This window comes from Pseudoalteromonas porphyrae (assembly GCF_001298125.1).
Classification (GTDB): Bacteria; Pseudomonadota; Gammaproteobacteria; order Enterobacterales; family Alteromonadaceae; genus Pseudoalteromonas; species Pseudoalteromonas neustonica.
Genome location: NZ_LHPH01000009.1, coordinates 25,442 through 46,776 on the forward strand (window position 1 = coordinate 25,442; position 21,335 = coordinate 46,776).

General features: G+C 38.8%; 16 protein-coding genes. 9 read left to right on the plus strand and 7 right to left on the minus strand.

The window, feature by feature from the left end; genetic code table 11:
• Positions 1-9 precede the first annotated feature (9 nt).
• Positions 10-3,285: a PAS domain-containing hybrid sensor histidine kinase/response regulator gene (locus ADS77_RS09730; protein WP_235575756.1), complete on the plus strand. Its 3,276-nt coding sequence runs from the start codon at positions 10-12 to the stop codon at positions 3,283-3,285.
• A gap of 134 nt (positions 3,286-3,419) precedes the next feature.
• Here the strand turns inward: ADS77_RS09730 and ADS77_RS09735 are convergent, their stop codons facing one another.
• The 3 genes from ADS77_RS09735 to ADS77_RS09745 all read right to left on the minus strand — a co-directional run bounded on the left by ADS77_RS09735 (position 3,420) and on the right by ADS77_RS09745 (position 5,034).
• On the minus strand, positions 3,420-3,899 hold the full coding sequence (locus tag ADS77_RS09735; RefSeq protein WP_054205503.1) for a YchJ family protein: 480 nt from the start codon (positions 3,897-3,899) through the stop codon (positions 3,420-3,422).
• A 39-nt stretch (positions 3,900-3,938) separates the two neighbouring features.
• Positions 3,939-4,373: a SulA-like leucine-rich domain-containing protein gene (locus ADS77_RS09740; RefSeq protein WP_054205502.1), complete on the minus strand. Its 435-nt coding sequence runs from the start codon at positions 4,371-4,373 to the stop codon at positions 3,939-3,941.
• 205 nt (positions 4,374-4,578) lie between these two features.
• A complete protein-coding gene (locus ADS77_RS09745; protein WP_054205530.1) occupies positions 4,579-5,034 on the minus strand; it encodes a tetratricopeptide repeat protein in 456 nt (151 codons plus the stop codon).
• Between the two features lie 128 nt (positions 5,035-5,162).
• On the opposite strand from ADS77_RS09745, the gene ADS77_RS09750 reads away from it, so the two are divergent.
• Positions 5,163-6,455, plus strand: a complete 1,293-nt coding sequence (locus tag ADS77_RS09750) for an NCS2 family permease (protein WP_054205501.1) — start codon at positions 5,163-5,165, stop codon at positions 6,453-6,455.
• A gap of 24 nt (positions 6,456-6,479) precedes the next feature.
• Here the strand turns inward: ADS77_RS09750 and ADS77_RS09755 are convergent, their stop codons facing one another.
• Positions 6,480-7,238 (minus strand): hypothetical protein, encoded by a 759-nt coding sequence (locus tag ADS77_RS09755; protein ID WP_054205500.1) that lies wholly within the window; start codon positions 7,236-7,238, stop codon positions 6,480-6,482.
• A gap of 322 nt (positions 7,239-7,560) precedes the next feature.
• Here ADS77_RS09755 and cysB point away from each other — a divergent pair, with 322 nt between their 5' ends.
• Positions 7,561-8,538, plus strand: coding sequence for an HTH-type transcriptional regulator CysB (gene cysB / locus ADS77_RS09760; RefSeq protein ID WP_054205499.1), 978 nt, complete (start codon positions 7,561-7,563; stop codon positions 8,536-8,538).
• 47 nt (positions 8,539-8,585) lie between these two features.
• Here cysB and ADS77_RS09765 read toward each other — a convergent pair whose 3' ends face one another.
• From ADS77_RS09765 to pabB, 3 genes are all read right to left on the minus strand, one after another.
• Entirely contained in the window at positions 8,586-9,962 is a 1,377-nt protein-coding gene (locus ADS77_RS09765; protein ID WP_054454147.1) for an L-serine ammonia-lyase, read from the minus strand.
• 100 nt (positions 9,963-10,062) lie between these two features.
• Entirely contained in the window at positions 10,063-10,653 is a 591-nt protein-coding gene (locus ADS77_RS09770; protein WP_054205497.1) for an NUDIX hydrolase, read from the minus strand.
• Between the two features lie 5 nt (positions 10,654-10,658).
• Complete coding sequence (gene pabB / locus ADS77_RS09775) at positions 10,659-12,005, minus strand: aminodeoxychorismate synthase component I (RefSeq protein ID WP_054454149.1); 1,347 nt, start codon at positions 12,003-12,005, stop codon at positions 10,659-10,661.
• A 164-nt stretch (positions 12,006-12,169) separates the two neighbouring features.
• Between pabB and ADS77_RS09780 the strand changes: the two genes are divergently transcribed.
• The 6 genes from ADS77_RS09780 (at position 12,170) to ADS77_RS09805 (ending at position 21,325) form a co-directional block, all read left to right on the plus strand.
• Positions 12,170-13,696 (plus strand): fumarate hydratase, encoded by a 1,527-nt coding sequence (locus ADS77_RS09780; RefSeq protein WP_054205495.1) that lies wholly within the window; start codon positions 12,170-12,172, stop codon positions 13,694-13,696.
• 400 nt (positions 13,697-14,096) lie between these two features.
• On the plus strand, positions 14,097-15,137 hold the full coding sequence (locus ADS77_RS09785) for a Leu/Phe/Val dehydrogenase (protein WP_054205494.1): 1,041 nt from the start codon (positions 14,097-14,099) through the stop codon (positions 15,135-15,137).
• Positions 15,138-15,229: 92 nt separating this feature from the next.
• Positions 15,230-15,871, plus strand: coding sequence for a CatA-like O-acetyltransferase (locus tag ADS77_RS09790; protein WP_054454151.1), 642 nt, complete (start codon positions 15,230-15,232; stop codon positions 15,869-15,871).
• 162 nt (positions 15,872-16,033) lie between these two features.
• Positions 16,034-18,925 carry a ligand-binding sensor domain-containing diguanylate cyclase gene (locus tag ADS77_RS09795; protein ID WP_082355652.1) on the plus strand — a complete coding sequence of 964 codons (2,892 nt, stop codon included), beginning with the start codon at positions 16,034-16,036 and terminating at the stop codon, positions 18,923-18,925.
• A gap of 223 nt (positions 18,926-19,148) precedes the next feature.
• Positions 19,149-20,366 carry a M23 family metallopeptidase gene (locus ADS77_RS09800; protein WP_054454153.1) on the plus strand — a complete coding sequence of 406 codons (1,218 nt, stop codon included), beginning with the start codon at positions 19,149-19,151 and terminating at the stop codon, positions 20,364-20,366.
• A gap of 134 nt (positions 20,367-20,500) precedes the next feature.
• Positions 20,501-21,325, plus strand: a complete 825-nt coding sequence (locus ADS77_RS09805; RefSeq protein ID WP_054454154.1) for a M90 family metallopeptidase — start codon at positions 20,501-20,503, stop codon at positions 21,323-21,325.
• Positions 21,326-21,335: the final 10 nt, after the last annotated feature.

Below are 21,335 nucleotides of genomic sequence, written 5' to 3' on the forward strand. Positions count from 1 at the left end.
ATAATGACTATGTCATCAAATAAATCATTTTATGCTTTTTTAATTACTAGTTTATTACTGTCTATTTTAGTTAGTACTTACTTAGTTGGAAGCAGAGCTGAAGATTCAGTCAATAAGCTGTATAGCAAAGCCAATCAAGTTGAGTCAGAGTTAGCAGTTAGTTATCTACGGCAGTTTTTAGATACCCGCCAGCAAATACTACAGGATTTATCTCGCCATCCGATTTTATCAAACAGTGTAATGGGGACAGATCTATCTCAAGCATCCGTGGCTGATTTTTTGAATGACTACAAAATATTGGGCAATACAGAATCAATAAAGCTTATTAATATATTAAGAGTGCCTATTTATGAAAACTTTCCCGCGATAGATATAACGGAAACTGAGGACGAAAATAGCTGGGTTCAAAAAATACTCGATGAAAAAGCAGATCAAGCGATTATATTGTCAACGCGCAACAACGAAAATTTCTTTAAAATTGCAGTGTCAGTTAAATACAGTGACTTTACTGAAGGGGTCTTATTGGTCGAGTTTAGCACAAGCTTAGAGGAGCTTTTATCTTCAGCAATTGAGAGTAATGCTTATGGTTTAACCTTGCAGGGACCATTGGTTTTATACTCGAACTTAGATGCTAATAAAGAATATTTGAGCATTAATAAGCAATACATAGGTGACACCGGGATTCAATTAGAATATTTAATCAGCACAAGCGTTTTAGAAGAAAAAGTATCAGGCTTTACGCGAGATATTTTTTTAGCTGTGATTGTTAGCCTCATATTATCCTTTGCAATTTTATTGATATTTGGTAAGCAACTTTTACTTAATCCATTTAAACGCTTGGAGCGATCGCAGCAAGTCTTAGCCGAAAGTGAAGAGCGGTATAAGTTATCAATCAGTGGCACTACAGACGGAATTTGGGATTGGGATATAGCCAATAAAACGGTTTATTACTCCCCCCGCTTTCGAGAACTATTAGGCTATCAACATCATGATATCGAAGGGTTTCCAAATAAACTAAAAAGTTTTAAACAAAAAATACATGAATTAGATAAGAGCAGGGTGTTAGATGTTTTTACTTTGCATTTAGAGAATAATCAACCATGTGACATTGAGTTGAAATTGTACACAAAAACACGTGAAATAAGACACTTTAGGCTTAAAGGCATTGCGTTAAAGAACGATAAAAACAACGCTATTCGTATGGCGGGTTCACTTACTGACATAACAGAACAAAAGACTGGGCAAGAGGCATTAAAGGCTGCAAAAGAGCAAAATGATTTATTAGCGAATGCGATCGAATCATGCAATGTGGGAATTTGCATAGCCGATGCAACTTTAGAGGGCTCACCGCTTGTATTCATTAACAGTGCGTTTTCTCGGATCACGGGCTATGGTGATGAAATTTTAGGACAAAGTTGTCGATTTCTCCAAGGAGTCGACACTTGTGCTGAAACGATTAAAGAAATCAAAGAGGCGCTGCAAGCTAAAAAAATTCATCGTGTAGAGATTTTAAATTATACAAAAGAAAATAAACCATTTTGGAATGACTTACAAATATCTCCCGTATTTAGCAATGAAGGTGTACTTAGTGCATTTGTTGGAATACAGCAAGACATTACTGAAAAAGTAGAAGCTGAAAAAGAACTTGTTGAAGCTAAAGGGCAGGCTGAGTTGGCTAATGTGACAAAGAGTGAGTTTTTAGCAGCAATGAGTCATGAAATACGAACACCGATGAATGGTGTACTCGGCATGTTAAACTTATTGAAACACTCAAAGCTGAATGAAGATCAATATTATAAAGTAAAGGTTGCTTCCAGTAGCGCGAATTCTTTACTGACTTTGATAAATGATATTTTAGACTTTTCTAAGGTTGATGCAGGAAAACTTGAACTAGAGATATTAGAGTTTGATATTCGAGATATGTTAGGTGAGTTTGCTCAGTCTGCGGCGGTGCCCGCACATGATAAAGGTCTTGAATTTATTTTAGATATGACTCAGGTAAATGTTTCGTGTGTTCAAGGTGATCCAGGGCGGTTACGACAAATATTAACTAACTTAGTCAGTAATGCAGTTAAATTTACTGCTTCAGGGGAGGTATTAGTTGAGGTCATACTAAGTGAAGTGGATATAGAAAACTGGCAACTCAGATGCAATATTAAAGATACTGGCATAGGCATAACGCAGGATCAGCAAAGTAAGTTATTCAAATCATTTTCACAGGTTGATGCATCAACAACGCGAAAATTTGGTGGTACAGGGCTCGGCTTAGCGATCGTTAAAAAATTATGTGTGCTTATGAATGGGGATGTGAGTGTTGAAAGCGATGATGGAAAAGGTAGTTGTTTTAGTTTTTATGTACAACTTTCAAAATCTGATAAGGCACAGCCCATAATACCTAATGTGGATATCAGCAAATTAAATATACTGGTAGTTGATGATAATTGCACGCACCTTAATGTATTAAGCTCACAGCTTAAACATTGGGGGGCGAATGTTAAGGTGGCGATGTCTTCAGCTGATGCATTCACGGTCGCAAATACCTTCTATGAAAAAAATAAGCGTACTTTTGATATTGGTTTTCTAGATATGGATATGCCGGGTATGAATGGTATTGAATTAGCAAAAGGGTTGCTTGCTAATGAGAGTCACAAAAGTATTCAATTGATTGTTATGACGACAATAAATGATAAGGGCGATGATGCATACTTTGAAAAAATGGGTTTTTCAGGTAGCTTTAAAAAGCCAGCAATAACATCTGATTTATTTGCGGTATTTGCGAGCACGGTAGGCAGCGGAGCTTACTCTGATAGAGCGAGCCAGTTGTCACAACAATTCACAAAAACACTGCGCAGCAATGGCGCTGTGGAAAATATAATATGGGAACCTTCAATTCGAATTTTACTTGCTGAAGATAATCAAGTTAATCAGATTGTTGCAATAAGTATGTTGAACAAACTAGGATTACATCAAATAGATGTAGCAGCAAATGGCGAAGAAGTGATTAGTTATCTAAAAAACGCCCAGCGATTTGAACAATATACCGCAGTGATTATGGATTGTCAGATGCCAGTAATGGATGGTTACGAGGCTACGCGGCAAATTAGAGAACTAAAGTGTGGAGAAATATACGCAAAAGTTCCAATAATCGCGATGACAGCAAATGCCATGGTAGGTGATAAAAGAAAGTGCATTGAAGCTGGGATGGATGATTATGTGCCCAAACCCATTATGCAAGATAACTTACTCGAAAAACTGCTTTTATGGTTACCCCATTCCTTAAAATGAAAATAAGGTAAGCTAACATACAAGCAGTGCTTGAGCTGATTTTTGAACGCCCTCGTTTAGAATACATTCTGTATTTAAATGTTGATTTATTTATATGCAATTTAGTTATTTAGCGCTAAGTTTATAGAGTCAGATCACACGCTATGGCACTTTTTATATTTTTTATTGCTACCACATGGACACTCATCATTACGATTTACTTTTATATCAGTAACAGGGAAAATTTCGCCATCTAAATAGCGCCACAGCTTATTTTCTTTGATAAATTGTGATTTTTCATGTAATTGACAATACAAATTTTGATAAAAATAACTAGCGCAAAATTCAACATAGCCTGTTTCTTCGTTGTGGTCAGTACTAATGACGCTTAATGATATAAAGCGACAACTATTAGCAAAGTCAGCAATTTCTATTACAGGGTTTTCGGCTTGTTTTTCTTGTGCATAAGTTTGGTAAACATATTTTGCGTTTTTTAGGGCATATGCAACAAAGCGAGAGCGCATTAGCTGTTCTGGGCTAGTTGCTTGTATTGTTCCTAAGTGTAATTTTTCACAGCAGTCTTGGTAGCTTTGAAGGCTCCCACACAAGCAAGTTTTGTCAGTATGTGTAGTCATAGTTCAAATATGTTTATTCAAAAACGGCATTTTAGCAGTTTATTGAGCTAATGCTATCTCTGTCATGTTTTGTGTCTTAGTAAAGCAATATAGCTTTGCGCTAGCTTGGTCTAATTTTAGTGAGAGATTACTAATTTGATTATCTTTTACGATATCAGTCCATGTTATCACCGCTGCAAAATTACCATTATGTAATGCAGAATTTAAAACATATTCTAAATTTACAAGATGCTTTTGTCTTATTACTAAGAGCTTACTTGTATCAATTGAGCATGAATCCAGCAGAGCTTTACTTGGTACATGATCTGGTGCTATTAATAATGTCCATGCATTTTTATTATTATAATGATGTAGAACCTTTAGTAGTTCAAAAGTAGCTGATATCTCATCCTCAATTTGAATTAAATTTACTGACGAGCTTAGGTTATCTTGTTGATAGCTTTTAACGGTTCTAACAGTAATTGGCTGTAACATAGGTTCTACTCACTGGTTGTTTATACAGTATGTGTATACAGTAGTTTATACAGTGTTTGTGTGCAAGCGTTTTTTGCCAATTTTTTATACGATTACTGCCTTTAATTTTTTTTAATAGATCAAATGCGGAAGTGAAAAAGTTTAAATCTTTTAAATTTCAAATATTTATTTTTTAGTGAATTAAAAAATCGTTTAATTCCTTTGGCTAGGATTGTGATGGGATTAGGTGAGAAAACTGTTGTTGATGAATTTGTTCATACAATGATGCTGCATAACATTGTGCATCTTTAAAGCGACGTGTTGTTATGTGTTTACGTAAATCTGCTAATGTGATCGTTGCAGGTTCATAGCCTTGGCTGCTGGCTAAAGTTAACCATACCGCACCATGAAAAATGCTACTGGGTACGCCTTGGCCTTTAATAAAAAATAAGCCCAGATAAAACTGTGCCTTGTGATTGCCTGCCATCGCAGCTAGGCGCATCCATTTAGCGGCCAGAGGGACTTGTTCATTTTTTAAATAGTAAAGTGCTTTCGTTACTGTTTTGTCCGATGTTTCAGGTGTGGGGTCTTTATTCTCAACTGTTGTTGGTTGAGTTATAAATGACAACACGTTTTCAAGTTGTTGTTCAAGATCAAGGCCAATTGGAGATGTATCAGTCATAATGCCACGCATGTTATTTTTTTTATACACTACGTAAGTTTAGTCTAAGACCGGGTGATTTGTCCTATTATTCTTTTAATCTGTGATAAAATTACGAAATTATTCCCCTGTGAAAATGAATTATCATTATGCTTGATGCGTTATTTAAAATTAGCGCGCACAATTCGACTGTGCGCCGTGAATGTATTGCTGGTTTAACGACCTTTATCACCATGGTTTATATTGTTTTTGTTAATCCGGCCATGTTAGCTGAGGCCGGTATGGATCAAGGTGCGGCTTTTGTTGCTACTTGTATCGCAGCTGCAATTGGTTGCTTTATTATGGGCTTTTGGGCTAATTATCCATTAGCGTTAGCGCCAGGTATGGGATTGAATGCGTTTTTTACGTATGGTGTGGTGCTTGGTATGGGCCATACTTGGCAGGCTGCGTTAGGTGCCGTGTTTATATCGGGCTGCATTTTTTTGCTTTTAAGTTTATTTAAAGTGAGGGAGTGGATAATTAACGCGATTCCGCTTGTTCTTAAACAAGCTATAGCGACAGGCATTGGTGCTTTTTTAGCGCTTATTGCGTTAAAGAATGCTGGAATTATTGTCGCGAGTCCAGCCACGTTAGTTCAGCTTGGAGATATAACTTCTGCGGGTCCATTACTTGCAATTTTAAGCTTTTTTGTCATCGCGGCGTTATTATTTCGTGATTTCAAAAGTGGTGTATTGATCAGTATTTTATTAGTGACATTGATTTCTCTGAGTTTAGGCTTAGTGCAATACCAAGGCGTAATTTCTATGCCGCCTTCACTTGCTCCTACATTTATGCAATTGGATTTTGCTGCTGCGTTTGAGCTTTCTATGCTCAGTGTTATTTTTGCTTTTTTGTTTGTTGATTTATTTGATACCTCAGGTACTTTAGTTGCTGTAACTCAAAAAGCAGGTTTAGCCGATGAAAAAGGCAATATGCCTCGCTTAGGACGAGCATTAAGTGCTGATAGTACGGCAACAATTGCAGGCTCAGTACTTGGCACATCTACGACAACGTCATATATAGAATCGGTGGCGGGTGTGTCTGTTGGAGGGCGTACTGGTTTAACCGCTGTTGTGGTCGGGCTGTGTTTTTTATTGATGATGTTTTTTGCACCGCTTGCGAAAATGGTCCCTGCTTATGCTACCGCTGGTGCAATTTTATATGTTGCAGTTTTAATGCTGCAAAATTTAAAGTTTGTAAATTGGGATGATATGACAGATGCCATTCCGGTCAGTGTAGTGCTGTTAATGACACCTTTAACGTTTTCAATCGCGCATGGGATTGCACTTGGTTTTATTTCTTATACGGCTGTTAAAGTATTATGTGGTAAACGTGATGAAGTTAGTATCAGTGTATGGATACTTACAGCGATGTTTGTTATTAAATTTGCATTTTTGTCCTAATAAGATAAAACGAAGAAAAAGTGATCACCACTTTTTCTTCGGTGCAAATAAAATATCTAAGTCGTCTTGTTCTTCTTCGTTTTTCTTTTTTAATGCCGTTGCATTTGAAGCTTTAAGTTCAGTACTAATTGTTTCCAGGTAACCTTCCAGCTCAGCCCGTTTGGTTGTTACATACTCATCGGTGTAGGAAATTGCAGAAATAGTCGCATAAGCTTTTTCAAAGTATTGCCTAGCTGAGCCGACCATATTAGCTGAACGTGCTGATAAACCTCGCTTTATTTGACTTTCTATATTTATTTTTAGTTGGAGTTTTTCTAGGCGTTTGTCTTCGGCAACGAATACTTGGCTATCTACTTTCCCTTTTCCATGTTCAGAACGTAGTATCACTCTTAATTTTTTTATACCTTGGATCAATGCAATGAGTTGCTTGTCGTTATCCGGTAACGCTAAGTTCTCACCGTTTGTCCCTTCAGGCTTGTTTGCTAGACGTTCTTTTGATTCTTTTAGGCGGTTTTTTAGTTCTTTTGAAGTGGGGGATAATTGTACCATTGAAGATAGCGCGTCATAAATACGACGCTGAATAACATATAAAATGTGATCTGACATGGGGATATTGGCGCTATTAAGAAGCACATCTTCAGACTCTTCGATGATCTTTTTTTGTTTTGTAAGGTCTTTACGACGCTCAGTCTCTTGTTTCTCTTTATGTTGTTGTACAGCACTAACCCAAAGGGCAATGACGATCAGCGCAACAATTAACATAATAATAATAGAAACGATCATGGTTTTGGTCTCTGGTTTCTCAAACTAATAATTTTTATCTTACATTAAATATATGCTAACTGGGTAGTTTTGCGCAGCTTATACAAAATAAAATTAGCATTGTGGTTATTTATTACTATTAATTGCACGTTCATAATATTTTCCAATTTGAATACCAGTCAAATGATGGCTACCTCAAGGCGTAGGATTATGCTAGCCTTGATGCATTAGTCTTATAAATGTACCTGTGGCTGTATTTATTTTCTTTAAGAAGAAATAAAGCTTGGCTTGAAGCGGTGTAACATTTATAAATAAGCAGTATAACAACACTAAAAATGCAGCCATGAAATTACAACAACTCAGATACATCGTCGAAGTTCAAAACCATAAGCTTAATGTATCAGCAACAGCTGAAAGTTTATTTACCTCACAACCAGGCATCTCTAAACAAGTTCGTATGTTGGAGGATGAACTCGGCGTGCAAATTTTTGGACGAAGTGGCAAACATTTAACTCATGTGACCAGTGCTGGGACTGAAATTATTAATATTTCACGCGAGATTCTTTCTAAAGTCGAAGGAATTAAAGCGGTCGCAAATGAGCACACATTGCCAGATCAAGGTAAGCTGAATATTGCTACAACGCATACGCAAGCACGTTATGCGCTGCCTAGTGTTATTCAAGGCTTTATGAAGAAGTACCCTGCAGTATCGTTGCATATGCATCAAGGAACGCCGCAGCAGATTTCTGACGCTGCAGCTAGAGGGGATGCGGATTTTGCAATCGCAACTGAAGCATTGCATTTATATTCAGATTTAGTGATGTTACCGTGTTACCACTGGAATCGCAGTATTGTAGTTGCAAAAGATCACCCGCTAGCTAAAAAAGCAGATTCACTTACCGTAGCTGATATTGCAAAGTACCCATTAATTACGTATGTATTTGGTTTTACTGGGCGTTCAGAGCTTGATAAAGCATTTAATGCACAAGGGCTTGACCCCCATATTGTTTTTACAGCAACGGATGCCGATGTGATTAAAACTTATGTGCGCCTTGGGCTAGGGGTCGGTGTAGTTGCATCAATGGCAATAGATCAAGTCTCAGATACTGATTTGGTGTGTATTGATGCGAGTCATTTATTTGAAGCCAGTACGACTAAAATAGGCTTCAGAAAAGGCAGTTTTTTACGCAGTTATATGTATGATTTTATAGAGCGCTTTGCACCTCACTTAACAAAAGAGCGTGTTGAACGGGCGAGCTTATTACGAAATCAAGATGATGTAGACAAATTGTTTGAAGGTATAGATTTACCTGTTAAGTGATGAAGTATTAAAAAAGCCGCAAAAGCGGCTTTTTTAATACGTAAAACTTAACACTCGATAATATTGACAGCTAAGCCACCACGTGCAGTTTCTTTGTATTTTGTTTTCATGTCGTTACCAGTATCAAGCATCGTTTTAATAACCTTATCCAATGATACTTTTTGTTCGCCACTGCCGCGGATTGCTAAACGGGAGGCATTAATCGCTTTAATTGCGCCCATTGCATTACGTTCAATACATGGCACTTGAACAAGCCCACCTACAGGATCGCAGGTTAAACCTAAGTTATGTTCCATGCCAATTTCAGCCGCATTTTCAACTTGTAATACATTACCACCAACAATTTCAGTAAGTGCACCTGCGGCCATTGAACAGGCAACGCCTACTTCGCCCTGACAGCCAACTTCAGCACCTGAAATTGATGCATTCTTTTTATAAAGTATGCCAATAGCAGCAGCAGTCAACAAGTAGCGAGTCGCGATATCGCGATCCACCTCTTTAATAAATGTATGGTAGTACATTAATACTGCAGGTAATATACCCGCTGCCCCGTTAGTAGGAGCGGTTACTACACGACCACCTGCGGCGTTTTCTTCATTGACGGCTAAGGCAAATAAATCAACCCAATCCATCGCGCGAAGTGGATCATTACTGACTTCAATATTGAGTTTTAAATACAGACTAGGTGCGCGGCGCTTTACTTTTAAACCACCCGGTAATATACCTTCAGTACGCATGCCGCGTTCAATACACGCTTTCATTACTTGCCAAATATTGAATAATTCATCTTTTATGGCATCTTCAGTGCGAAGTGTTTTTTCATTTTTCATCATTAAGCTTGATACGCTATACCCGGAGTCTTTACACATTTCGAGTAATTCTTTAGCGCTGCCAAATGGAAAAGGTGCAGGATTTTCTTCGCGAATATCAAGTGCAGCTTGTTTTTCGTTATCAAACTCTTCATCGGTGACAATAAAGCCACCGCCGATTGAATAATAAACTTTACTGTGGAGTTTATCGCTTCCTTCAAATGCAATAATTTCCATTGCATTTGAATGCTTTGGTAAGGTTTTACGACGATGAAATACGATTGCACCTTGTTTCGGGAATTTGGCTTGATGTACTTGATTTAAGTGGATGACTTGTTCATTTTCGATTTTAGTGAGAATATCATCGACTAAATCGGCATCGATCGTTTCTGGGTCATAACCCGCAAGACCTAGAATAACGGCTTTACCTGAACCATGACCAATACCTGTTTGTCCTAATGAGCCATACAGCTCGACTTTAACGCTGGTGACATCGGTTAATAAGTTTTGTTCTTGTAGTTCGTTAACAAATAAACGCGATGCGCGCATTGGGCCGACGGTGTGAGATGATGACGGGCCGATGCCAATACTAAACATATCAAATGCACTGATCATAATTACTTTACTCTACTTTTTACTCAGCACGATTGCTGCCTTTGAACGGTCGCACATAATAACGCGTAATTATACCCTTGTAACCATTTGCAACAGAGTTTTAAACTGGTATGGCGAGCTGTTTTGTAAAGTTTTTTATAATGCTTGCAGTTGCGCCCCATAGTAATCCATAAGGGGTTGAAAACCCTTGTAAAGTGATTATCTTACCAAAACGCTCAAAATTTATAGGATGCCAATTATTTACATTAGCGAGTGCACTAACTTGCAGCAAAAAACTTGCAGCGACTTCATTTTTATCAGCTTGCCAAAATGTATTGGGTGCTAACAGGCCTACATAGGGCGTAATCGTGAAACCTGTGAGGGTGGAGTAATCTGCTAATTGACCAACGATAGTCACATTCGATGGGGCAATATTAAGCTCTTCATTTAGCTCCCGCAGTGCGGTATGGCGTAAGTTTGTATCGGTTAATTCATGTTTACCGCCAGGTAAGCAAATTTCACCCGGGTGATGATTTAAAAAAGTAGGGCGCTTGCATAATAATATATGTGCGCTGTTGTCTATATCAATTAATGGCAACATGACTGCACTGGCCCGTTGTGGACGTTTAGAGCGTATACTCTGAATTTGCTGCGCATGCTCATTAATAGGCGCGCTTAGCTGAAAACGCGCCATAAGCTGTTGACTATTCACACAGGTTACTTCAATAAAGGTAGAATTTTATTTACTTTATCGTAAGTTTCTTGGTATTCCAAATCAACGTGAGAATCAGCGACAATTCCGCCGCCAGCCCAACAATAAATATGTTGTTTATGACATACTAAAGTACGAATAGTGATACTGGTATCCATATTGCCACAGGCGCTTAAATAACCAATTGAACCACAGTAAATACTGCGACGATGTGGTTCTAGTTCTTCAATAATTTCCATCGCTCGAATTTTGGGAGCCCCAGTGATTGAACCTCCGGGAAATGCCGCATGAAGTTGATCAACGGCTGTTTTATCATCAGCTAATTGCGCAGTGACTGTACTGACTAAGTGATGCACTGCGGGGAAACTTTCAATAGCAAATAGAGAGGGTACCTGCACTGTGCCAGGCTTTGCGACCTTGCCTAAATCGTTGCGCAGCAAGTCAACTATCATGACATTTTCAGCGCGGTCTTTGGATGATTTTTGTAAGCGCGTTGCTTGTTGAACATCTGTTACTTCATCAAGGCAGCGTGGTAGCGTGCCCTTGATTGGTTTGGTTTCTATGTGCCCGTCAGTGATGGCAATAAAACGTTCTGGGGAAATAGATAAAATAGCGCCATCAGGGTGATTGATAAAACTTGAAAACGGCGCTTTATTGGCTTCTCTTAATAGGCAGTAAGCTTCCCATGGTGATCCTTGGTATTGCGCTTCGAAACGTTGAGCAAGATTTATTTGATAGCAATCGCCACTTTTTAAATAAGCTTGAATTTTTGAAAATTTAGCGCCGTATTGATCTCGGCTCATATTAGATAACCAGTCACGGGTTATTTTAAATGCTTGCTGTTGTGTTGGTACATCATTTAAAGGCGTTAAATACAGAGCAAGTCTGTCGGTATCAGGCTGGGCGACATAAAACCAGCTGTTGCGTTGTTTGTCGTAAATAAGCGCATCTGGGTAGAGTCCAAGGCTAAGCTGTGGCATATGAATATCGTTAATGGCTTGCTCAGGAACTTGTTCAATAACTCGGCCAAAGTCATAACCAAAATAGCCAAGCCAACCACCGCTAAAAGGTAAGGCGGGTTGAATTTTGCTGCTATCTAATTTATTAAGCTCTTGCTGCATAATAGCAAAGCTGTCTTGAGACGTTACTTGGCCATCAATATAAGTGAGGTTATTTTTAACCTCTAAGCGTATTTTTGGTGCGATAGCTATAATATCATAGCGACTGTTCACATGATGGCTATTGGCCGAATCTAATAGTATTGCGTAGGGTAAATGAGCAAAATAGGTGAAAAGCTCTATGCAGTTGAGCGAAATGTCTAATTGAATGCAGGTTTTTTGTTGGTTTATCATCTATTTTTTACCCTGTAAAACTGGCTCGAAACGGGCTGGGAGGGTATCATAAGTTATAATTTTTTGGCAGCGTTTCGTGACGTCGCCTATGCGCTATACAAACCACCGTCACCGGTTTGACCAAGGTTGCGTGTTTACACGTAACGGTAATTTAAGGAACCCCTATGAGTACTATTCGTCAGCAAGATTTTATTGATAGCATTGAAGATGCTTTGCAATATATTTCGTTTTATCATCCACTTGACTTTGTTCAAGCGCTTGAAAAAGCTTATCACAAAGAGCAAAGTAAAGCGGCTAAAGATGCGATTGCACAAATACTTATTAATTCGCGTATGTCGGCAGAAGGTAAGCGTCCACTGTGTCAAGACACCGGCATTATTACGTGTTTTGTAAAAGTAGGTATGGATGTTAAATGGGATAAAACAGATTTGACTGTACAGCAAATGGTTGACGAAGGGACGCGTCGTGCTTATTTGAATCCAGATAACCCGTTACGCGCATCGATTGTTGCAGATCCTGCTGGTAGCCGTAAAAACACAAAAGATAATACGCCATCAGTTGTGCACATTGATCTAGTGGCAGGCGGTAATATTGAAGTGATGGTTGCAGCAAAAGGCGGCGGCTCTGAAAATAAAACCAAAATGGTGATGTTAAACCCATCTGATGATGTGGCTGAATGGGTTGAAAAAACCTTACCAACCATGGGCGCGGGTTGGTGCCCACCAGGCATGCTAGGTATAGGTATTGGCGGTACAGCCGAAAAAGCAGCCGTACTGGCAAAAGAATCGTTAATGGATCCGGTTGATATTCATGAACTTATAGAGCGTGGTGCTGAAACGACCGAAGAGAAAATGCGTTTAGATATTTTTGAACGTGCCAATAAACTAGGTATCGGTGCACAAGGTTTGGGTGGTTTAACAACCGTTGTTGATGTGAAAATTAAAACAGCACCAACCCATGCAGCTTCTAAGCCTGTGGTTATGATCCCAAATTGTGCTGCAACTCGCCATGTACATTTTACTCTTGATGGCTCAGGCCCAGCTAACCTAAAAGCGCCGAAGCTTGAAGATTGGCCTGAAGTAACATTTGAAGTAGGTGAAGGCACACGCCGTGTTGATTTAAATACGTTGACTAAAGAAGACACGCGCGAGTGGAAAATGGGTGAAACAGTATTGCTATCAGGTACTATTTTGACTGGCCGTGATGCTGCGCATAAGCGCCTGCAGGATATGATCAATTCAGGTGAAGGTTTACCTGCAGGTGTTGATTTTGATAATAAATTTATTTATTACGTTGGCCCTGTTGATGCAGTACGCGATGAAGCGGTAGGCCCAGCAGGCCCAACAACAGCAACACGCATGGATAAATTTACTGACATGATGTTAGAGAAAACTGGCATTATTGGCATGATTGGTAAAGCGGAACGTGGCCCTGCTACCGTAGAGTCTATTAAAAATAATAAATCGGTTTATTTAATGGCTGTAGGTGGCGCTGCTTACTTAGTGTCTAAAGCAATCAAAAAAGCCCGTGTTGTGGCATTTGAAGATTTAGGTATGGAAGCTATCTATGAGTTTGAAGTTGAAGATATGCCAGTAACAGTGGCAGTCGACAGTGAAGGCGCTAATGCGCATACGCAAGGTCCAGCAATTTGGAAAGCTAAAATAGAAGAGCTGAACTCTAAACTACAGTAATATTTGAGTTATATTTGGCGGTATTTAAATACTTTTGAATACCGTCTTCACATCTGACCAGTTGGATGTAAGCTTTCGAACTTCTCGCAACTATTTAAAATCCCTCGATTATTCCAGATCTGACCTTGTAATTTTTACTTTACAATAATATTTAAGTTGACGTTCACGTCAACAGTTTCATGCTTCAACATTAAATAAGTTAATTAATTATTCCATATACTGTTAATTTTTGAATTTAATATGCTATTTGTGAGGTGTATTTAATGTTTTTATTGTATTGGTATATCTAGATTGGGTTTATCATCTCATATAGTGGCAAGCACTAATATGAAGTGATAGAGTCTCGACAATTTCAGCGCGCATACCCTCTCACGGGTTACAAATTTCGGAGTAAGATAAAGTGGCTGTGTTTAATCAAGTTGATTTTGATAACCATGAGCAAGTGGTTTTTTGTTCGGATAAAGAATCAGGCCTTCGTGCAATTATTGCCGTTCATAATACTAATTTAGGCCCTGCTGTAGGTGGTTGCAGAATGTGGGATTACGCAAGTGACGATGACGCTGTCGTTGATGCACTGCGCTTATCAAAAGGTATGACCTACAAAAATGCAGTAGCACGCTTACCGTTTGGTGGTGGAAAGTCTGTAATTATTGGCAACGCGAAAGAAATAAAATCAGAACAATTATTTCGTGCTTTTGGTCGCCAATTAGAGCGCTTAAATGGTAGTTATTATTCTGCAGAAGATGTAAACATTACCTGCGGTGATGTGGCTATTATGAATAAAGAAACTAACTATGTATTAGGCCTAGAAGGTAAAAGCGGTAACCCATCACCGTTCACTGCGTATGGTACATTTTTAGGTATTAAAGCGGCTTTACAGCATCAACGTGGTCATCAAGATTTAACGGGCATTAAAGTGGCGGTACAAGGTTTAGGTGCTGTGGCTTATAGTCTATGTAAATATTTACATGAAGCCGGTGCAACATTGTTTGTAACTGATATAAACCAAGTCGCCATTGACCGTGTAGTCAATGATTTTGCTGCAACAGCAGTGAGCATTGATGAGATATATGATCTTGATGTGGATGTATACGCACCGTGTGCACTTGGTGCAACAGTTAATGATGCGACAATTGCACGCATTAAAGCGACAATTATTGCTGGTTGTGCAAATAATCAATTAGCTGAATCTCGCCATGGTGAGATCATCCGTAAAAAAGGTATTTTATACGCGCCAGATTACGTGATAAATGCTGGTGGTATTATCAATGTTTATTATGAAACAGCACCTGAAGGTTACAGCGCAGAAGCGTCAAATAAACATGTTGAGGGAATTTTTAATACCTTGACTGAAATTTTTGCGCGCAGTGAAAAAGAGCAAAAATCAACGCATTTAATTGCGGATGAATTAGCGCAAGAAATTATTAAAAACGGTTTATAACAAATCGAGCTTTGGGCGTGCTCTGCACGCCTTTACTTTATTAAACAAATCCCTCACGATACAATTATCTCTGACTTGTATAGTAATTTGTAATGACACCTATCGACTTAACCACTTGGCCGCGGCAACAGCACTTTTCACTGTTTAAAGACTTTACTCAACCGTATTTTAATGTCTGTGTGCAACTAGATATGCAGCCACTTTATAACTACTGCAAAGCACAGCAAATTTCTTTTTTTCAATCTTATATTTATTTAACACTACAAGCTTGTCATAGATATCAACCTATGTTGCAGCGAGTTATTAATGATGCACCTTGGCAACTAAACACGGCGCGTGCAAGCGTAGTCGAACTGGCGCAAGACGACACATTTAGATTTAGTTATTTTACACAACAAGATAGTTTTTTTGCTTTTCAAACCCATGCAACACACGTAAGTACAGCGGCAAAATTGCAGCCGTTATTTTCACATGCTTTTTCACAGACTGAAGGGCAAGCTGATTTAATTCATATCTCAGTATTGCCATGGCTCGATTTTATGAGCTTTTCTCATGCTTTTACGCAAGGGACGAATTTAGGTATTCCAAAATTGGTATTTGGAAAGTTAAATAAATTAACGGGGAAAATGCCGTTATCAATTGATGTGCACCATGCACTAATGGATGGTTTACACGTTGCAAAGTTTATTAATGAACTGCAAGTTGCGATTACACAGTTTATAAACACGAATTAGTAAATAAAGTTATTAATTAAATTAATGAAAGTAAAATAAGTGGTATGTTAATATAATTCTTATACAGAAAAATAATGATCCATAAGCGTTTACAAATCATTATCAATAACTTTACGGCTGCAAACAAAGTAGTCATTCATGGATTCGAAGGCGTTGAGTAAAATGATACGAGTGTGTTTATTCTTATTGATGTTGATAACGCCCCAATGCGCAACTGCGCAAGCAACTCGTTTGCCTCTTAATGACTATTTTTCTGAAACGTGGAATACACGTTCAGGATTACCTCACAACAGTATCAACAGTATTGTACAGACAAAAGATGGTTATATATGGATAGCAACGTGGGAAGGGCTTGCTCGCTTCAATGGCCGAGAGTTTAAACTATTCACCCGTTCAGAAATTACAGGATTACCAGACTCAGGGCTTCGAAGTTTAGTTCCTCAAGCTGATGGTAGCCTCTACATTAGCGGCGCACGTGGTGGCATTAGCCATCTACGCAAAGGGCATTGGTCTGCACAGAAAAATGCCTCAGCAATGGTTAATCATGTTTTAAAAACAAGTGATAACAAAATATGGTTAGCCTTAGAGGGCGATGGAGTGGCTTATCGTGATGAGAATGAAGAAGATAAAAGTGTATTAATTAATTTAAGTGCTTATCGATTGGTTGAAGATGGCGAGGGCGTTATTTGGGCTGGAACCAGTGATGGTTTATATCAAATAAAAAATAAAGTAGCCAAATTAATTACTCCTAAGAGTGGTTTACCTACAGGGCCAATATATACATTATTTATGTCTCAAGAAGGGCAATTAATCGTCGCTGGAGAAAAGGGGGCATGGCGATATGTGAGTAACCGGTTTGTTAGTATTGATGAACAGCTGGATGGCATTGCTATTTCAAGTGTATTGCAAGATAACCACAATGCTCTGTGGTTTGGGACTATTAATAAAGGTGTATTTCGACTCAGTGAACTGGGATTAGAACGACTTGATTCAGGCGCAGGTTTGCCCGCTAACCGTATTTTATCGTTACTTCAAGATCGTGAAAACAGTATTTGGATCGGGACTAATGGTGGTGTACACCGTTTACGTGAAGCGCCATTTTCAGCATGGACAAAAAAGCGTGGGCTAAGTGGTGATTATGTCAGAACGGTATTGCCTCACTCAGATGGCAGTGTTTGGATTGGCAGTAGCACAGGATTAAACCGAATCCTGGGTGATAAGGTTGAATCAATTTCACTTGCGAATAAGGGCGACCCTTTATCTATTTTAAGTTTGGCTGAAGATCAACACGGACATGTTTGGATAGGCACTTATACCAGCGGCTTAATGCGGGTAATTGATGGCAAGATTTACCCGGTTAAGAGTCGTGATAATGGCTTATCAAGTAACGAAGTTAGGGCTTTATTATTTGATAAGCAACAGCGCCTGTGGGTGGGGACTGCGACAGGGCTTAGCCGGATTGATCCCGATGGAACAACACTGCAATATACCACTAAGCAAGGTTTGCCCGGTGAGTTTATAATTGCTTTAGCTTTGGATGGGCTTGGGAATGTTTGGGCCGGAACGGGTGTGGGCGCTGCTATGTTTAATAACGTATTAGGTCAGTTTAAAGAGCAAGCATTTCCTAAGCAATTTAACGCTCAATATGCATTCGGGTTTTATGCCCAGAACGATTTAATGTGGATGGCCACTGATAGGGGGTTAGTACGGTTTAATATTGTTACTGGCGATATCGCTATTCTAGGACGCGAACAAGGTCTACCGGTTGATAAACTTTTCCAGTTAGTTGCGCAAGGGGATTCGTTTTGGTTATCGAGTAATCGCGGTATTCTTGAGGTTAAACAACAACAAGTTAACGAGTTACTTGATAACCCCCAAAATAGTAAAAATAAACGACTTCAGTATCAACTATATGATGAAGGTGATGGCATGCTCAGCGCCCAAGCTAATGGGGGATCAAACCCGGCAGCTGCATTTCACCAAGATGGCAGTATTTGGTTTGCAACCGCGCATGGTGTAAGCACTGTTATGCCTGAACGGTTAAAAAAAGCAGCGCAAATATCATTACCAACAGTCATAGAAAGCTTGTATGTTGATGGTAAAAGTACACCATTGGCTTTTGATGGTAAGGACATAATACTACCGCCAGGGGCTTCAAGGTTATCGTTTAATTATGCTGGTTTGAGCTTTATTATGCCGCAGCGGTTAAACTTTCAGACTAAACTACTCGGCTACAATGACACATGGGTAAACCGCCAGCAGTTAACAATTACCGAATACACCAATTTAGCACCGGGCAAATATACTTTTATTGTCCGTGCAGGTTACCCTAATGGGCAGTGGCAAAATAATTCTAAGAGTATTACATTTGTAATTCAGTCCTATTTTTGGCAAAAGTTAAGCTTTAAAGTTATGCTTTTTTTAGCGCTGGTTATTTTGTCTTTTGCATTATACAAATACCGCCTATATCACTTTAAAAAAATTGAAAAAGAACTTACCCTGCGAGTAATACAGCAAACTAAAGATCTACAGCAGCAAGCTGATGCGTTTGCACATCAGGCCACACATGATCAGTTAACGGACTTACCAAATCGTCGCGCATTTGATACTTGGTTGGCAGATAATTTTTCGGATTTCAAGCAGCAATCTTTACCTTTGGCTATTGCGATAATGGATATTGATCATTTTAAACGCATAAATGATGGCTGGTCACATATTATTGGTGATCGTGTAATTTGCGTCGTTGCTCATCTATTGAGTGAATGTAGTGAGGTTGATACGAGCCAGATAGCTCGATGGGGAGGTGAAGAGTTTACATTATTCTTCCCTAATAAAACTGCACAGCAAGCTGCTCTAGTTTGTGAAGAGCTACGGATGAAAATTGCAAACTACGACCTTTCAAATATTGCCAGTGATTTAACAGTCACAGTGAGTTTTGGTGTTGCAGATTCATTAACTGTTAATGATTATGACCGCTTGCTTGCGCAGGCAGATCAGGCGCTTTATCAAGCAAAAAATCACGGCCGTAACCGTGTCGAAGTTAATAATAGTTAACGCTCAAAACTCATTGGTTTTTACATTTTATCAATAATTTAATTTTAGTTTATTTTTTGTACAAATTATTGGAGTGAAAAACAACCTACACACGAGGTTATATAAGGGACATAAATTTTATTAATACAAACATAAAAACATATAATTAACCACTTATTAACATTGGTGCTATATCTTTTGTTCCCTCTTTGGGATCTTTTTACTATATAAAAGGAAATGAAAGATGAAAAATCAAATAATGAATATCGCATTAGTGAGTGTTTTAGGTATCTCGTCTGTAGTATCAGCAAAAGGCCACGGACATGCAGATTTTAGCTTTTCAGAACAATCAATTAAATCGCTAAAGTTAAACTCTTTGGTGGCTGTCGACGATACTCAATTTGTATTTAATAACACCCTATTAAATGAAGATTGGGATAGTTTCTTTACCCTGTATGCGCCAGCGCTTAACGAAAAAAAAGAGCTCATATTACATTGGGCTGGTTATGCGAGCATTAATCCTAAAATTATTTTAGCCTTGATTGAGCAGCAAAGTGGCTTACTTTCTAACCTAGATGCAGATATCAATAAGCCATTAAGAGGCTTATCAGATAAACAAGGGTTTGATGCACAAATAGAAGACGTGGTAACTAAATTAGCTCAACGTTTCTACGCGTATAAACAATGGCAAGATGTGCAATCTACAGGTATTGAAATCACTCGCAACGCGAGCATAAGTAGCAGTACTGCTGCCACTGCAGCGTTAGTGAGTGTGTTAGCAAAACGTTCAAAATTGACGTTGGATAAAGATGAAGTAAGCAATTCGAAAAGTGCAATCACGGTATTTTTAACTACTTTTGATAGTTTATTTCCAGATAGTTACGCGCAATTACAAACCCCTTCAATACACGCAGTACAAAATAATGATACACGGTTAGCAGCAGCGAGTTTTTCAATGAACCTCCCTTGGCCATCTGGTTATTGGTACAGTGGTGGAGCACATTCAAATACCGGTTCTGGGTATCCATACTCGTCCCTTGATTTTAATAATGGCTCAGGTGGTTGGGGTAGCAATACACCATATGTGCAGGCGGCTCATGGTGGTACCGTTACGCGTTTTTCCTCTTGTAATATCCGTGTGACGCATTCAAGTGGCTATTCAACTAGTTATTATCATATGTCGAATTTGCAATACAACAGCGGCGATTATGTTCAGCCAGGCGCATGGCTTGGCCGTTATGCTAATAGTAAGGGGCAGGCATTGTGCGAAGGAGGACAGTCATCCGGCCCTCATGTGCACTTCACTTTATTATACAATGGCCAGCAAGTATCATTGCATAATCAATATATAAGTGGTCATCGTATTGATGTTGGTAACAGCAATTATGATAGCAATTGCAACAATTTCTATTTTGAGCGCTATGGTTATCGCACGTGTGCATGGCAACCGTTATATCGTTAAGTTTATGGGTTTAGCGCAATAATCGACAGACCGCTTATAGTTCTTGGGCGGTTTTTATGTAACTGCTATGAAATGATTGAATTTTGCCCTAAGCGGACATATTAATAGTTTATCTCTGTTAATAGGACCCTTTAATGGTAAACGGATTGTTAGTACTCGCACTGGTAGCGTTTGTGGTTATTTATTGGCGTTGGCCAGTAATTCAAAATCGCTTGTGGCAAAAAAAATATCAAGATTATCATTTAGATGAAAAACAAAAAGCGCTGTTGTTACGCTGTATGCCTATTTATCAAAAGATGACAGATGCTGACCGTGAGAAACTAGAGCGCCATATTGTTTGGTTTTTGAATGAAAAACGTTTCATAGGTTGTGATGGTTTAAAACTCAATGAGGGTATGAAATTAATTGTTGCTGCTGATGCATGTTTATTAGTATTAAATAAACCGTGGCCACTTTATCAAAACGTTAAAGAAATTTTGCTTTATCCCAGCGCTTATTATGCACCACAAACATCCCGGGATAGCGCAGGCTTAGTCAGCTACCATAATACTATTCGTCAAGGAGAGTCTTGGCCTGGTGGCACGTTAGTGCTTAGTTGGCACGACGTACTTGAGGGTAATAGATTACCAAACGATGGGCATAATCTTGTGTTTCATGAGTTTGCTCATCAGCTTGATCAAGAAACAGGTAAAACCACCGGCACTCCGTTACTCACTAAAGAGTCAGACTATAAAGAGTGGGGGCGCATTTTTAGCCGTGCTTTTAATCAATTAAAAACACACGTTGCCTATAGTATGCCTCATGTTATCCATAGTTATGGTGCAACAAATGAAGCGGAGTTTTTTGCTGTGATCACTGAAACCTTTTTAGAAAAGCCAAGTGAACTTCGACACTACGATCCAGAAATTTACAGCTTATTAGTTGGCTACTATCAATTTGACCCAATTAAATGGCATTAACCGCCAAATT